The sequence below is a fragment of the Ruegeria sp. R14_0 genome, assembly GCF_017743975.1.
In the GTDB taxonomy this organism is placed as follows: Bacteria; Pseudomonadota; Alphaproteobacteria; order Rhodobacterales; family Rhodobacteraceae; genus Ruegeria.
Genome location: NZ_JAGHRC010000006.1, coordinates 183,117 through 197,844, shown reverse-complemented (window position 1 = coordinate 197,844; position 14,728 = coordinate 183,117). Strand labels below are relative to the sequence as shown.

Sequence of the window (14,728 nt, the reverse complement as noted above, 5' to 3'; positions counted from 1 at the left end):
GTCAGCGTTCGTTGAAAGCGCGCTCCATAGTCATTTGCACCGGCTTTAAAAGGTACGCCAACAAGGTTTGCTCACCGGTCGTCATCTCTGCAACGACCGTCATCCCAGCCTGCAAGGGGCGCTCCCACGTGCCCGCCCCAATTCTGTCTTCGGACAATTCGAAGGCCGCGCGGAAATAGGTCTCACCGGTTTGTTCATCTGTCATGGGGACTGGATAGATTGACTGCAAACGCCCCTCGACCTTGCCAAAACGGCGCGCATCAAATGTATCGACGCTGACCGAAACCGGTTGATCCGCGTCCACATGCCCAACCTCGGAATTCGCGATACGAGCCTCGACGACGAGGGTTTGATGCGTCGGTAGAATTTCAAAGATTACCTCGCCCGGAGCGATGACCTCTCCCGGATTGGGGAAGGTCACCGCCTGAACAACGCCGCGCGCTGGGGCCGTGATGCGCAAAGCCGCGAGTTTCGATGTGACGGTATCCAAAGACACGCTTAGTTCTGATTGCTTTTGTTCAAGTTCGGACATTCGGGTCAGTAGTTCGTCACGCAGAGCCAGGGTCTCTTCGGCCTTTGACGCACGGGCCAACATCAGCGCACTTTGGGCCTCCGCGACCCGGACCCGGGCATCAGAAGCCGCGGCACGTACTGCGTCCACCTCATCTTCTTCTTCAAGAAAATCGCTCAAAGACTTCAGGCCGCGGGCGCGCAATTGAGCGTAGCGTTCAAGAATTTCTTCCTTCTTTTGCACACGATCCTGCGCGAACTGAGCGGCTTGCGTCAGTATATTCAAAGTTTCTTCCTGTTGGACAATCGAGGCGCCCTGGATGCGCTGGCTTTCGGCGTACAACTCTAACCTGGCGGCCGCAGCCACAAGACCCTTACCACTCAAGGCTGCTATTTCTGGTCTGCTTGGCAACGACTCGCGATCCAGTATCGCCAGTATTGCGGTTGCCGTATCCGTGTCGCGCCTGACCCCCGCAAGTTGGCCAGACAGAACGGACCGTTCTCGGCTCAAATCCGGGTGGTCCAGCTCCACCAATAAATCGCCTGCCTCAACCAACTGGCCATCACGAACATGAACAGCCCGCACAATTCCGCCGGGCATGGTCTCGATTTGCGGATACGCGCCAATCGGCAGGATCGTTCCTGGCGCGCGGGTGATTTGCGGTACCCCTGTTTGCCCTGCCAGCACGACGAGACTGCCAATCATTGCGGAAACCGCCAACGACAAAAACGCCGCGAACCGTGGCCGCCGCAGTTGGCGTTTGCGATTTGCCCGTTCCATCGGACCGGACACTCTGGTTTTCTTGGAATCCACGTTCATCACACCCTCCCAAGCGATTTCAAAACAGCCCCGAGCTTTTTGCGACCGGCCTCGCCGGTCGCGTTCACCACCACCCTGTCGCCGTTCAAAAACACAAAGCGATCGGCGAACTGCATAAAGGACCTATCCGCAGTTGCGATCACAACCGTCTTGCGCCCCTGTTGCGACCGGACCCAGTTTCGGAAACACGCGCGTCGAAGATCCGAAAGGCCATTGGTCGGCTCTGAGAACAGATAGACCGGGCATTTCCGTACCATGCTGCGCGCCAGGGTCAGAGACTTCAGGGCTGCGGCGGGCAATTGCGCCAGACCACCATCCGCCAGACGCGTATCAATTCCGGCAGGCAACAGGTCGCGATCATCAAGCAAATCCAATTGATCCAAAGCCACCCGAATATCTTCGTCGGACACGGACGGCGCAGCCAATCGAAAGTTCTGGGCAACCGTACCGTAGAACAAGGCGGTATCGTAGGTCGCGTAAGTGATCGAACTGCGAAGCTCGTCCCGAGCGATTTGGCGAATGTCGATCCCGTCATGCTCAATCGTGCCGGCCATTGGGCTGTAAATACCGTCAATCAGGTCCAGCACCGCAGTGCGACTGGCTGCATCGCTGCCCATAACCAGAACCACCTCACCTGGTTCGACGTTGAAGCTTGCCTGGGACAAAAGCGGCGCATTTACAGGGTCGGGCCGATAGGTAACGGCGGAAAAACTTATCGCACCGCTCAGGGTTTTCTGATGACTCGGCTCAAAGCCAACTTGCATTTCTTCATCCAACCCCAGAACGCGGTCCGCCTGACGACGGCTGTTGTGAAAAGAAAGAAGCTGCGGAAAACTGGAGTACAGCGCCTGAACCGGAGACAGGGCTTTGGATACGAGGGCAATCGATGCGATCAAAGCGCCAAAACTGATCTCTCCGCTCAGCGCGCCATGCGCGCACAAAATGATCGCCCCCATGGTTGCAAGCGCCGTCACAGATTGCGCCAAAGACTGACAGAGCGCTTGAAACTGGCGCGCGCGACGTGTGGCGGCCTCGGCCTGTTCCGCCAATGGCACACCGCGCGCAAGCCATTGGGCCTGCATCCCGAGATTGGCAATGGTGCGCTGATGTAGTATCGCGTCCTGCATCGCAGCCTGACTTGCCGCTGCAGCCAGGGTCGCATCGTTGTCCAGCTGTTTTTGACGCGGGATAGTAACTACTCCAAGTACAACCAAAAACGCCGCCAACCCAAGCGTCAGCACCCCGACCTGCGGGGCGAGGTACGTAAGAAGCGCAAGGAAGATCAACACAAAGGGAAGATCCAGCAACGTCGTCATGACCTGCCCCGTGAATACGTCGCGCAGGGATTCGAACTGACGAAAACGCGACAGCTGTTGAGCAATATCGGATTTCTGAAGCTGGCTGAGCGGTAGCGACATTAACTTGCGAAATAGCGCGATCATCAACTGGCGTTCGCCTCGCCAACCAACATAGGCCAAAGCCCGGGTTCGCGCCTGGCGAAAGCACAGGTCCGAAACCGCTATGATCCCGACACCAATCACCAAAGAAATCAGTAGATTGACGGAACCTGACGGGATCACCCGCTCGTAGATGCCCATGATCAGCAGCGGGACCATCAGGCCAAGAAGGTTCGACAGCAACGACGCGATCAGCAACCAAGGCATCATCGGCCCAAGGTCTTGAAACGCCGCGCGTACAGACGTGAAATGACGGTCCGTCTTTTGGTAGGCAAAGCAGTCTATTCGGATGACCGTACACCAGTGCCGCCCGGGCTTTATGTTCCTGAAGTCAGGGTTCTGATCGTCACTGACCTGCAACACACCATCAGCGCGGCTTAGAGCCAGATAGCAGGCCCCGTTTTCAGGGATGACCAGCGCAGGGCATTCCTGTTGGCCAATGTCACACTCACGACATTTGATTTGAGTGTAAGGGATTTCCAGGTTGCCCAAAGTTTCAAAAATATCTTCAGGATGCAGCTGTTCCAGCATGTGTGGAAAGGCTTCAACCAGCCGATCCTCATTGCTGCGCCAACCGCCTGCCAAAAGGAGCTGGTACAACATCCCACGTGCCGTCGCTGTATTCATCGCTGTCACGCCGCACCTCTTTTCCACGTTTCCAACGCAGTGCGTTCCAGGTCTGCGTCCACTGCCCAGGCCGCCAGATCGAGGGCCTTTGAAGCGCTCAGGCGGACAGTTGTGTTTGTCAGTTGTTTCATCCGCGGGTCGGGACTTGCCATGATCAGCGTGACCCTAGGTGAGAGTGTACGCATGTATTCTGCCAACGCCTGGCGCTCTGGCGTATCCAGAACGGCTGTCGGTTCATTCATCAAGATCACCCGCGGCTGCAAAGCCAGTGCGCGAGTAAGTGCGATCAATTGCCGGTTTACCGGGTCAGCCTCAAACACGGAGCCGGTGTTCAACGGCGTCGCATATCCCATAGGAAGACGGTAAACTCGGTTTTCCAACCCGAGGGCAGCAGCAATCCGCCTCGCGCGCGCGACCGTATCCGCATCGCCGAAGGCGCTGAGGTTCTCCAGAAGAGTCCCCGAAAAAATGGCTGGTTCTTCCTCCAACACGACCACCGCATTGCGGCCGCGTCGACCAGTTTTGCTGACAGCAGGTGCGCCATCTATCAATATGTCGCCGACGTCGGGTGCTCGCTGCCCTGTTATGGCGTCATACAAGGCACTAACCATCCAGCTTTCGGCAGCTTCGATCAGAATTCCATTTCCCGATGCTGTGTGGAAAGTGACAGGTACAAAGCTCGGACTGTCTTTGTGGGGACCGCGCAACGACAGCCCTATTGCGTCAATCCGACCTTCCAGATCACCATCCTTCACCTCAAGATCCTGATGTGTTTCGATTGCGTCGATCTCTGCCAAACGCGTTTTTGACAGGGCCGCGTTTTCGGATTGCACCCAAAGCGCCATGAGTTTCGTCAGCGGTTGAATGATCCTGCCATTCAGCAGCATACAAGCGGCCAATTCCGCGATGCCGATCAGGTCGACAATGACAAGATAGGCCCCCAACAAACCCATTGCAGCCACGGCCACCTGCGAAAAAACGGCACCAAAACTCTGAGCAAACCCAGAGAATTGGATCAGTTTTCGACTAATCCCAACCGTCTGGTCCTCAAGCATTTCAAAGCGGCGCGCCATCTGCGGCTCCATCCGGTTTGCCTTGACTGTGGGCATGTTGGACAAAAGCTCGGACAAAAAAGCGTACCGGCGCGTATCCAGCGACTTGCGCTGTTTAAACAGATGCCATTGCCCGCGCCGCATCAGCCCGGCAAAACCGATGACCACGCACAGCGCCCCCAGCGGCACCAAAATCAACCAACCACCGATCAACCCGATCGTCGCGATGAACAAGACCGTGAAGGGCAAGTCAATAGACAGGGTTTGGTTCTGACCGGAGTGATAGTCCCTGAGCTGCCCGATGGCGCTGTAGCGTTCTGCATAACTGCTGGCGGGTTCCCGGGAAAACGCCCGCGTGTTTGCGTTCAAAACCTTGGTCATGAACCGGCGGTAGTTCGTGACCGCCGCGTTTTCGGCTGAGGTCGTCAAAAGAACAGCTCGACAATGCCTCAGCAGCAGCTCCAAAACAGCGCCGACTACCAGAACGACTGTCAGCACCCGCAATGTTTCCGAAGACTGAAACGGGATCACCCGGTCAAAAATCAGCAAGATAGAAATCGGCATCAAAAGCGAGAGAACGTTCATCGATAGCGATGCGACCCAAAGCGGAATGTCAAATTCAAGCGCCGCAATTCGGCCAACAAATCCACGCGGTTCCATGATGCCTTCGCCCCTTTGGTCTTGCCAATGAAATGAGCGGCACGCGTTTAAAACCCGTAAACTTGGGGCCAAGGTTTCTGTAAGACTTTCCTTTAAATTTAAATGCTTAATTCACCAGCCCCGGCACCTGCCGTGCTATCGAAGAAGATGAATCAGCAGGTAGCTTGGGGATGTTGGCGATGGGAAATTTGGATAATAACCTGAGTTTTCACGTGCAGTCCGCTAAATCGGATTCGGACGACAAAGAAGACATCATTTCGCACCTCTCGCACAGCACGCCGAGTGCAAATGACGACCCGACCCGCAGCACGCTCCACACGGGCGAGCAGGCTTGCGGGAAACTGGAACAACAGGGCAAAGGCGAAGGCGCGCCGGCAGAACAACGCGTCGAAATAGATATTGCGCAGCGGTCGGCTGGCAGCTTGGATAGTCAGGCCGCTGTGGTCGCCCCTGTGGCAACCCATAACAGAAACGCAGAAGCCAGCTCAGTTAGCGACACAGAAACGGACATTCCGCTGACGGCATCAGCGCCTGCAGTCAGTATTAGCGTTGCCGAGCAAACGCAAAAGACGGTCTCAAGTCCGGGCCAAGCGCCGAAAGTTGACGTTTCGCCGGACCGTGTGCCCGCAGCCGCCAATTCAACCGAAGCAAGCACCATGCAGCCTCCTATTGCGGAGGACCAAAACTCGGCTCCTGAAGTCCTTTCACTGGACAACGCAACTGTGGCGGAAAATGCGCAAGGAGCCGTGATCGGAACCCTTTCGGTGGTGGACCCCGACGCGGCGGATACCCATCGCTATGACGTCTCTGATGACCGGTTCGAGATCGTGGACGGCCTGCTGCAGTTGAAGCCCGGTGTCACGCTGAACCATGAAGAAGCAGCGCAGATCGACGTCGACGTCACCGTTACTGACGCAGGCGGCCTCAGCCTGACAGAACGCTTCACCGTCGATGTTCTTGAGGTCAACGAGAGGCCGGAGACGCTGTCGCTTGACAACGCAACTGTGGCGGAAAATGCGCAAGGAGCCGTGATCGGAACTCTCTCGGTGGTGGACCCCGACGCGGCGGATACCCATCGCTATGACGTCTCTGATGACCGGTTCGAGGTCGTGAACGGCCAGCTGCAGTTGAAGCCCGGTGTCACGCTGAACCATGAAGAGGCAGCACAGATTGATGTCGACGTCACCGTTACTGACGCAGGCGGCCTCAGCCTGACAGAACGCTTCACCGTCGATGTCCTTGACGTCAACGAGGGGCCGGAGGCGCTGTCCTTGGACAACGCAACTGTGGCGGAAAATGCGCAAGGGGCCGTGATCGGACCCCTCTCGGTGGTGGACCCCGACGCGGCGGATACCCATCGCTATGACGTCTCTGATGACCGGTTCGAGGTCGTGAACGGCCAGCTGCAGTTGAAGCCCGGTGTCACGCTGAACCATGAAGAGGAAGCGCAGATCGACGTCGACGTCACCGTTACTGACGCAGGCGGCCTCAGCCTGACAGAACGCTTCACCGTCGATGTCCTTGACGTCAACGAGGGGCCGTACAGTCTCGCGTTGAACAACGACCCCGATAACCTCATCAAGCATGGCAGTTTTGAAGAATTCGATGTCGCCCGGGGACGCTGGAAGGGGTTCGAAACGGATGACACTGGATCATGGCAGAACGCAAACGGAATGGAGATTTGGAACCAACTTGGGCGGGTCGAAGCGTCCGAGGGTAACCAACTGCTTGAGATGGACCACGCCCATGGCGTCGACAGTATCTCTCAGGTCATTCAAACCGAAGGGGGTCAGCTTTATGACTTGGGCCTTGACCTGCGCGAGCGCCTTGCCGGAGGCACCGATACCGTCGAGGTATACTGGAATGGAAACCTGGTTGCCAAGCTGGACCCGCAGTCAGCTGATTGGGAGACGTTCAAGCTGCAGGTCGTAGGGACCGGGAAAGACACGCTGGAGCTGCGCGAACCCCAAGGCGAAAATGACAGTTATGGCGCGCTGATCGACAACATAACATTGACTGCGGCCGAGCAGACAGTTGCGGAAAACATCAGCGGCGCGGTCGTTGGCCAACTTAGCTTTGACGACCCGGATCTGGGAGATACACATCGGTTCGAAGTGTCTGACGACAGGTTTGAGGTCGTTGACAATCAGCTGCGCCTAAAGCCCGGCGTGGCTTTGGACTTTGAAGAGGCGGCCTCAGTCAAAGTGGAGGTCAAGGTGATTGACGAGGGCGGATTAAGTCTGACCGAAAGCTTCACCGTGAACGTTGCCGATACAGCAGAAATGACGTTCTCGACGGGTTTCAGCGCCAAGTACTTCGACGTCGACCAACGCCTGTCCAAACTGGACGATCTGGATTGGTCCGCAGACCCAACCCACCAGGAAGTCATGTCCGAGGTTAACTACTCCAATAGCCACGATAGCTTTTGGAACGGCGGATCGAAGGATACGTTTGGCGTTGAAGTCAAAGGCAATATCGAAGTCGAAGAAGGAGGGACATTCACCTTCTTTCTAGGAGCTGATGACGGCGCAATACTTGTTATCAACGGCCAGCCGGTCGTGGAAAATGACGGGGAGCACGGGTTTCGAACACGAACCGGCGAGATAGAATTGGAACCCGGCACGCACGCGATTGAAATCCGCTACTTTGAAAACCACGGCCGTGCTGGATTGAAACTCGAGTGGGAAGGACCTGGCCTTGATGGCCGGGAACTGGTGACCGCGCCAGCGCTGTCCGAGGCGCAGACCGTGTCCGGGATGCCTCTGGCGATAGAAGTCGACGCGGGAACGCTGAATCTGACGGACGCAAGCAAATTCGAACTCGGGGACCTGCCGGCGGGAACGCTTGTCGAGGCCGGTGACACCACATTCGTCGCTGACGCGCACGGAACCGTGGAACTCGAAGGATGGCAGGGTGGTATGCTGGCATTGACGCCCCCGCCCGAGTTTTGTGGCACGGTTGAAGCCTCTTTGCGCCATTCAACACCGACCGGAGAGAACAGCAGCCATAATGGTGTTCAGACCCTAACTTTCGAAGTGAACGCGGCGACCGTGACCCCGCCCACGGCGAAAATGGTCGGTGGATTCCATGCCAGCTACTTTGACACGGATACCCGGTTGACCAAGTTGGACGATATTGACTGGACCGCTGAGCCAACACACCAGGAATTTGTCCCGGAAATCAACTATGAAAACAGCAGGGATTCGTTCTGGGACGGTGGGTCGAAAGATACGTTCGGCGCCAAACTCGAGGGGCAGGTCACCGTTGAAGAAGGCGGATCCTACAGTTTCTTCGCCGGAGCAGACGACGGTGTCGCCGTATTCATCAACGGAGAACGGGTCATCACCAATGACGGCTTGCACGGGTTTCGAACGCGTTCCTGCGAAATTGACCTTGAACCGGGGACATATGACATCGAAGTCCGGTATTTCGAAAATTATGGCCGCGCGGGTCTGAAATTGGAATGGGAAGGTCCGGGGACCGACGGCCGCGAGATTTTGCAGGCAGACCCTCAACCGTCACTCAGCGATACCGGCACATTTGAGGTTGCGGTAGAACTGGACCAGGAAACCGATCAGGCCGTTGTATCTCTGGACGGGCTACCGCCCGGCACCTTGTTGATAAGTGGCGAGGATTCAGTGATCGCCGATGGAAGCCCAGCTGATCTGTCGGGTTGGGACCTAGGCTATCTTGAAATTTCTCCACCGCCCGGTTTCGAAGGCACCATCGAAGGTGAAATCATCGTTACCGACACAAGATTCAACGGAGCCAAAGTGACATCTGAAACCCCGTTCGAGTTGGATGTAGGTCTTGCCCACATCGGTGCCAAAGGTGAGGAAGCGGAACTGGCCGACACATTCGCAGCATCCTCCAACACCGGCACCCCCGCCCCTTGGCATATGGAACAGACTGGCCAAGATGGGGATCAGGATGCAGATGTCATGGCCGAAGCCGTCTTGACCCAATCAGGCCCCGAAATCTCGTGCATCCAGACCGAAGCCTATGAGCGTATCGACTGGTAGGCATTGCATGACCCAGCGACGCCCTTACGGGTTTACCAAGGTTTGCGCGCAATGATCCAGGTTGGATGATAGGTCAGCGAAACACCGGCATCGGTGCCAAAATCCCGGACGTAGTGATCCGTGAATTGCGCAAGGCTGGTTTTTGTCCAAACCTTCTGCGCCCGCCCGTTGACCCCGGTTTTGCGCAAGTGCTCGAGTACCTTTCTCGGGGATGGGAAATACAGTGATGAGAGGCTCTCGCCACTGGATACGATGTCCAACTGCCCTTCGACTGCCGCAACCAGATCGTTCGAGCCGCATAGGCCCGGTGCTTTGGCATTTGACCCGACACGTACAAGTTCCCGGTATTGCTCGGGCCCAAAGCCGGACACAGCCAACCATCCCCCCGGGGCAAGAGATTGCGCCGCGCGTTGCAAAAAGCGTAGGGGGTCGTGCAGCCATTGGATCATCGACGCCGAAGTGATCAGATCGGGCCGATGGGGCCATTCAACCGTTTCGGCATCCCCGCACATGAACGCCGCGCCGACAGCTGCAGCTGTCTCCGCCGCTTCGGGTGACAAGTCATTGACCGTCAGGTTTTCAAAATCGAATGCGGTACACAGTCTATGTGTCAGATGCCCTGTACCACACCCAAATTCCAAAGCGGTCGCAAAGTGCACGGGTGCATCGCCAATGCGCATTTCATGCACCAAGCGATCCGCGATTTCGGCCTGTTGGCTCGCCGAGGCATGGTAGCTGCGAAAACTGCGGCTGAAGCTGCGTTGTACCCGGTCACTGATCTGAGCGTTCATGACAACCACTCCTGCCAGCTTTGGCCACCACGAAATGGAACATGCGGGGCAGCAATTCTGCGCACGGCGTCAAGTTGATCGGCCCAAGCGGCCTCTTGAGCGAGCGTCGGAATGACCCGGTCCCGTTCAGGAATCCAGATCCGGTCGAACGCCGCGTGTGGGGCATCGCCACGGTCAATCACGGCGAGAAGTTCGGCCTGCGCAGCGGCTATGTCAATCTCAGGTGCGGGCCCATCCAAACCCGCGCGACGACAGAACTTGGCAAAGCTGCTTTCGGTCAGATTGTCTGCCGTGGCGCGGATCATATCCGGGGCAATACCGTGCTCAGGGTCTGCTGGACGCAAGGTGCCGCTGACCGCAACCATGCGATTAGGGCGGAATCCAGTTTGTGCCAACCAATGGCCCGCTGAGGCAACGCCAAAGGAAAAGGCGATCAGATCAACCTGGTCATATTGTTCAAGATCCGGCAGCGGATCGTCCAACTGGGCATAGTCATCAACGAACAGCACATCTGCACCCCCGATAAGGCCTGCAAATGGCGCGGCTCCCAGCGCCCACCCGCCAAAGATCAGGATCAGATCATTCGTACCATTGCGCGACAACCATCTCTGATTCATGACATGCCCCGAACCAGCGAAACCATTGCCGCGGTCACACGGCTGAGTTCATCAGCTGAGATAATGAAGGGTGGCATGCAGTAGATGTTGCGTGCAAATGGCCGTAGCCAAACGCCTGTTTCCGGTGCCAAAGAATGGGCAACCGACGGGTCAACCCATTGCTCCATCTCAATGACCCCGATAGCGCCAAGAACACGCACATCAGCGACACCGGGCAAGTCGCGCGCAGGGGCAAGCTCTTGCTTCATTTGTTCGGCAATGCCATCAACCTCGGCGCGCCAATCCCGAACGGACAACTGGTTCAGGCTTGCCAGAGCGGCCGCGCAAGCCAGCGGGTTCGCCATATAGGTCGGACCATGCATCAGAACACCGGCCTCGCTTTCACCGATCCTGCGGGCGACCATCTCGGTGGCAACGGTCGCGGACAAAGTGATGTGCCCGCCGGTCAGCGCCTTGCCGAGGCAGACGATGTCAGGAACAACGCCCGCGTGCTGCATCGCAAACAACTCGCCTGTACGACCGAAACCAGTGGCGATTTCATCAAAAATCACGAGCACATCATGAGCCTTGCACAGCTCTTGCGCGCGCATCAGCCACTTGGGGTGATAGAAGTACATACCACCCGCGCCTTGTACCACGGGTTCGAGGATCAGCGCCGCGATCTGATCCGCCTTGTCCTCCAGCAGTTCCTCCAATGCGTCCAGCCCGTTCAAACTGGAATCATCCGTCCAGTCCTCATCGAACGAGATGGGCGGACGCGGCAGGAAATGCTGGATCGAGAGCGCCCCGCTAAACAGCCCGTGCATGCCGTTTACGGGGTCACAGACACTCATCGCCTTCCACGTATCGCCATGATAGCCGCCCCGGATCGTGGCGAATTGCGTGCGTCCGGTGTTCCCCAGCGCCATCTGATACTGAACGGCCATTTTCAACGCGACCTCGATCGCGACCGATCCGCTGTCGCTATAGAAAATCCGGTCAAGGCCATCGGGCAGCAGATCCACCAAGGTGCGCCCGAGCTCAATCGCCGGGTTATGAGTCAGGCCCCCGAACATCACATGTGGCATCTGTTGCAACTGCGCCTGCATCGCCGCTGTGATCGCAGGATGACGATGCCCGTGCACCGCGCACCACCATGACGACATGGCGTCGATCATCCGGGTGCCATCCTCACGGGTCAGCCAGACCCCGTCCGCCTCGGTGATCAGGTGCATCGGGCCGGGGTTCAGAACGTTTGTGTAAGGGTGCCACAGATTTTGGGCGTCAAATTCCAGCGCGGTCACAACATCCCCCGAATCGTATTCACGTCGATGGTGTCGAAGGCGTCTGACAGAGTTGCTCGCGACAGTGGGTCAATATGTGGCAAGCGTCCCAGATGGGTGACCTGACACATCTGAGCGATGGTTTCCTCCACATCGGGTTCAGCCTCGCCGACAAAAGCCACGCCGGCGACGTTGCAGCCCGCGCGACGCAGGGCCATCAGAGACAGGCTGGTGTGGTTGATCGTCCCCAGCGCAGTGCGCGCCACCAGAACCACCGGGGCCTGCCACTGCGAAATCACATCGAGGAAAAAGACCTTCCGATTCAGCGGCACCATGAGGCCACCAGCCCCTTCGACCACCAATGGTCCATCGACCTGCGGCAGAGCGAGGCGGTCTGACTCGATCTCGAGCCCCATATCCTCGGCCGACAAGTGCGGTGAGGCTGGCATGTTCAACCGATAAGACTCTGGGAGAACCGTGGCTCCGGACAAAGATGCGACCGTTTCCGTATCTGTCGCATCTTCGAGCCCGGATTGAACCGGTTTCCAATAGGTTGCACCCAGCGCGGCGGTCAGGCCCGCAGCAAATACGGTTTTGCCGACACCCGTGTCGGTGCCTGTGACGATTACAGCGCTCATGCCGCCTCCGTCTGTTGTTGTGCCAGTGTTTCGAACAGAGCGTTGATGTCTTGCTCGTCCACATTCCCGGTGATCGAAACCCGCAGGCGCGACGTGCCGCGCGGAACGGTCGGCGGCCGGATACCACGAACGTCAAAGCCTTTGGCCTGTAACGTTGCGGCCATTTCCATGGTTTTGGCATCATCGCCCAGAACAACCGGAATGATCTGGCTGTTCAGAGCCTCCCGGCCGATCCCGGTCTTTTGCGCAACGGCATGCGCATGCCGGATGCGGGACATTGCAGCCCGGATCAGGGTGGTGTCCTGCTGCAAGTGCTGCAATACGGCCCTGACGAGTGCTGCGTTAAATGGTGAAGGAGCCGTCGCAAAGATAAACGGTCGGGCGCGGTTGATAAGGGCATCAATCATGACCCGAGGGCCACAGATCAATCCTCCTGCAACGCCAAGACCTTTGCCGCATGTGTGCAAGGTCAACAGTTCCGCCTTAAGACCATGAGCAAGGCCCTGACCGTTCGGGCCGAACACACCTGTGGCATGGGCCTCGTCCACAACCAGAATAGCACCGTATTCGCAGGCAAGATCAGATAGAGCCTCCAGAGGCGCCAGATCACCTTCCATCGAATAAACGCTTTCAACGGCAATCCAGATTTGACCCGTCCCCCCCTCGGCCAGCCAATCCTCGATCGCCAGGCGCGCGGCACCTACGTCATTATGTGCAAAGGCCCGCGTTTGGCCGCGCCCCATCCGCATACCTTCATGCGCGCTTGCGTGAACCAAATCATCGTAGAGGATCAGGTCTTCGGCCGCCGGAAGGGTCGAGAAAATCGCCTGGTTCGCCTGAAACCCGCCGCCCATGAACAGGGCGGCTTCGGCCTCAAAGAACGCGGCCGCCTCGCGCTCCAGCGCTTCATGTTCCGGGTGATTGCCGCGCAACAACCGCGATCCGCCCGATCCGAGCGGAACGCCATGTGCCAGGGCTTGTTGCGCAGCGTCCTGCAAAACAGGAGACTGCGCCAACCCAAGGTAGTCGTTGGACGCAAAATCCAAACCGCGTCGTGGGGCAAGCACCCGACGGCGGTGCCGGGTGTCCAGCAGTTCAAGCATCGAGCGCAGACGACTCAATGCTTTCATTCAGCAGCGTCCAGACACGTTTGATCCGATGCGGTTTCAGCCTGCAGTCCCAGCTTGGCAAACAGGATGGCATCAGTATCTTCTTCGGGGTTCTCTGCCGTCAAAAGCGTTTCGCCAACAAACATCGAGTTCGCACCTGCGAAGAAGCACATAGCTTGCAACTCATCGCTCATGTCGCTGCGACCTGCCGACAAGCGCACATAGGATTTCGGCATCATGATGCGCGCAACAGCGATAACTCGGACAAAATCGATCGGGTCAATAGGCTTTGCATCGGCCAACGGAGTGTCTTCCTGCGGCATCAGCATATTGATCGGAACCGAGTCCGGTGCCGGATTCATATTGGCTAGTGTCACCAGCATATCCACGCGGTCCTGAACCTCTTCGCCCATACCAAGGATACCGCCAGAGCAGACCTTGATTCCGGCTTCCTGCACCCGGTTCATCGTGTCGATCCGGTCTGCAAAAGTACGCGTTGTGATGACCTCGGAGTAGTACCGTTCGGACGTATCGATGTTGTGATTGTAGTAATCCAGACCAGCGTCGCGCAGGCGGATCACCTGGTTGTCGTCCAGCATGCCTAGGGTCATGCAGGTTTCCATGCCCAGCTCGCGCACACCTTCGACCATGGCAACCAGCGCATCCATGTCCCGGTCTTTCGGCTCACGCCAGGCAGCGCCCATGCAGAACCGGGTTGCGCCGCCATCACGCGCCTTGCGCGCTTCGGTCAAAACGCGCTGAACCTCGATCAGCTTGGAGGCCGACAGTTTCGATCCATTGCGCGCCGATTGCGAGCAATAGGCACAGTCTTCGGCGCATCCGCCGGTTTTGATCGACAACAGCTTGGACGTCTGAACCTTGTTGGGATCAAAGTTTTCGCGATGCACCGACTGGGCGCGAAACAACAGATCCATCAGCGGAAGGTCGTACAGTGCTTGCGCATCTTCACGGGACCATAGCGGTGTGGTGTTTTTCATTTTATCGATACTTTTCGCAAACTCTCATGGCTACCCGATCTTTTATAGATAAAGGAGGGATTCACAACTGGAATCTGCCGACCGCGTCATTCCGACCGATTCCGGCATTTGCGCTTTACCAGTACCCGCACCGGTCTGGGCTTTGACATTCGCCAGAAGACGGCC

At 57.5% G+C, this 14,728-nt stretch carries 10 protein-coding genes; 1 reads left to right on the top strand and 9 read right to left on the bottom strand.

From position 1 onward, the window contains the following. Window position 1 precedes the first annotated feature (1 nt). The 3 genes from J7416_RS17055 to J7416_RS17045 are packed head-to-tail and all read right to left on the bottom strand — an operon-like array spanning window position 2 to window position 5,126. A complete protein-coding gene (locus J7416_RS17055; RefSeq protein ID WP_209226491.1) occupies window positions 2–1,330 on the bottom strand; it encodes an HlyD family type I secretion periplasmic adaptor subunit in 1,329 nt (442 codons plus the stop codon). Then, on the bottom strand, window positions 1,330–3,414 hold the full coding sequence (locus J7416_RS17050) for an ABC transporter transmembrane domain-containing protein (protein WP_247744361.1): 2,085 nt from the start codon (window positions 3,412–3,414) through the stop codon (window positions 1,330–1,332). Before J7416_RS17050 ends, J7416_RS17055 begins: the two co-directional genes overlap by 1 nt. Before the next feature lie 5 nt (window positions 3,415–3,419). Continuing rightward, a complete protein-coding gene (locus J7416_RS17045) occupies window positions 3,420–5,126 on the bottom strand; it encodes an ABC transporter transmembrane domain-containing protein (protein ID WP_209226488.1) in 1,707 nt (568 codons plus the stop codon). 179 nt (window positions 5,127–5,305) lie between these two features. Here J7416_RS17045 and J7416_RS17040 point away from each other — a divergent pair, with 179 nt between their 5' ends. Further along, window positions 5,306–9,148, top strand: coding sequence for a PA14 domain-containing protein (locus tag J7416_RS17040; protein WP_209226486.1), 3,843 nt, complete (start codon window positions 5,306–5,308; stop codon window positions 9,146–9,148). A gap of 32 nt (window positions 9,149–9,180) precedes the next feature. On the opposite strand, the gene J7416_RS17035 is transcribed toward J7416_RS17040, so the two are convergent. Genes J7416_RS17035 through bioB form a run of 6 tightly spaced genes read right to left on the bottom strand, consistent with a single transcriptional unit; the run spans window position 9,181 to window position 14,563 of the window. Further along, window positions 9,181–9,939 (bottom strand): methyltransferase, encoded by a 759-nt coding sequence (locus J7416_RS17035; RefSeq protein ID WP_209226485.1) that lies wholly within the window; start codon window positions 9,937–9,939, stop codon window positions 9,181–9,183. Continuing rightward, the gene (locus J7416_RS17030; RefSeq protein ID WP_209226484.1) at window positions 9,936–10,556 is read right to left on the bottom strand and encodes a pimeloyl-ACP methyl esterase BioG family protein; all 621 of its coding nucleotides are present in this window, start codon (window positions 10,554–10,556) and stop codon (window positions 9,936–9,938) included. The genes J7416_RS17035 and J7416_RS17030 overlap by 4 nt, the downstream gene beginning before the upstream one ends. After that, window positions 10,553–11,839 carry an adenosylmethionine--8-amino-7-oxononanoate transaminase gene (gene bioA, locus J7416_RS17025; protein WP_209226483.1) on the bottom strand — a complete coding sequence of 429 codons (1,287 nt, stop codon included), beginning with the start codon at window positions 11,837–11,839 and terminating at the stop codon, window positions 10,553–10,555. The genes J7416_RS17030 and bioA overlap by 4 nt, the downstream gene beginning before the upstream one ends. Continuing rightward, window positions 11,836–12,456: a dethiobiotin synthase gene (gene bioD, locus J7416_RS17020; protein WP_209226481.1), complete on the bottom strand. Its 621-nt coding sequence runs from the start codon at window positions 12,454–12,456 to the stop codon at window positions 11,836–11,838. The genes bioA and bioD overlap by 4 nt, the downstream gene beginning before the upstream one ends. Beyond that, window positions 12,453–13,586, bottom strand: coding sequence for an 8-amino-7-oxononanoate synthase (locus J7416_RS17015; protein ID WP_209226480.1), 1,134 nt, complete (start codon window positions 13,584–13,586; stop codon window positions 12,453–12,455). The genes bioD and J7416_RS17015 overlap by 4 nt, the downstream gene beginning before the upstream one ends. After that, a complete protein-coding gene (gene bioB, locus J7416_RS17010; protein WP_209226478.1) occupies window positions 13,583–14,563 on the bottom strand; it encodes a biotin synthase BioB in 981 nt (326 codons plus the stop codon). The genes J7416_RS17015 and bioB overlap by 4 nt, the downstream gene beginning before the upstream one ends. Between the last annotated feature and the right edge of the window lie 165 nt (window positions 14,564–14,728).

Coding starts and splice junctions, on each gene's coding strand:
- J7416_RS17030 (WP_209226484.1), bottom strand. CDS start 10,556: ATGAATCAGAGATGGTTGTCGCGCAATGGTACGAATGATCTGATCCTG.
- bioD (WP_209226481.1), bottom strand. CDS start 12,456: ATGAGCGCTGTAATCGTCACAGGCACCGACACGGGTGTCGGCAAAACC.
- J7416_RS17045 (WP_209226488.1), bottom strand. CDS start 5,126: ATGGAACCGCGTGGATTTGTTGGCCGAATTGCGGCGCTTGAATTTGAC.
- J7416_RS17050 (WP_247744361.1), bottom strand. CDS start 3,414: ATGAATACAGCGACGGCACGTGGGATGTTGTACCAGCTCCTTTTGGCA.
- J7416_RS17015 (WP_209226480.1), bottom strand. CDS start 13,586: ATGAAAGCATTGAGTCGTCTGCGCTCGATGCTTGAACTGCTGGACACC.
- J7416_RS17035 (WP_209226485.1), bottom strand. CDS start 9,939: ATGAACGCTCAGATCAGTGACCGGGTACAACGCAGCTTCAGCCGCAGT.
- J7416_RS17055 (WP_209226491.1), bottom strand. CDS start 1,330: ATGAACGTGGATTCCAAGAAAACCAGAGTGTCCGGTCCGATGGAACGG.
- J7416_RS17040 (WP_209226486.1), top strand. CDS start 5,306: ATGGGAAATTTGGATAATAACCTGAGTTTTCACGTGCAGTCCGCTAAA.
- bioB (WP_209226478.1), bottom strand. CDS start 14,563: ATGAAAAACACCACACCGCTATGGTCCCGTGAAGATGCGCAAGCACTG.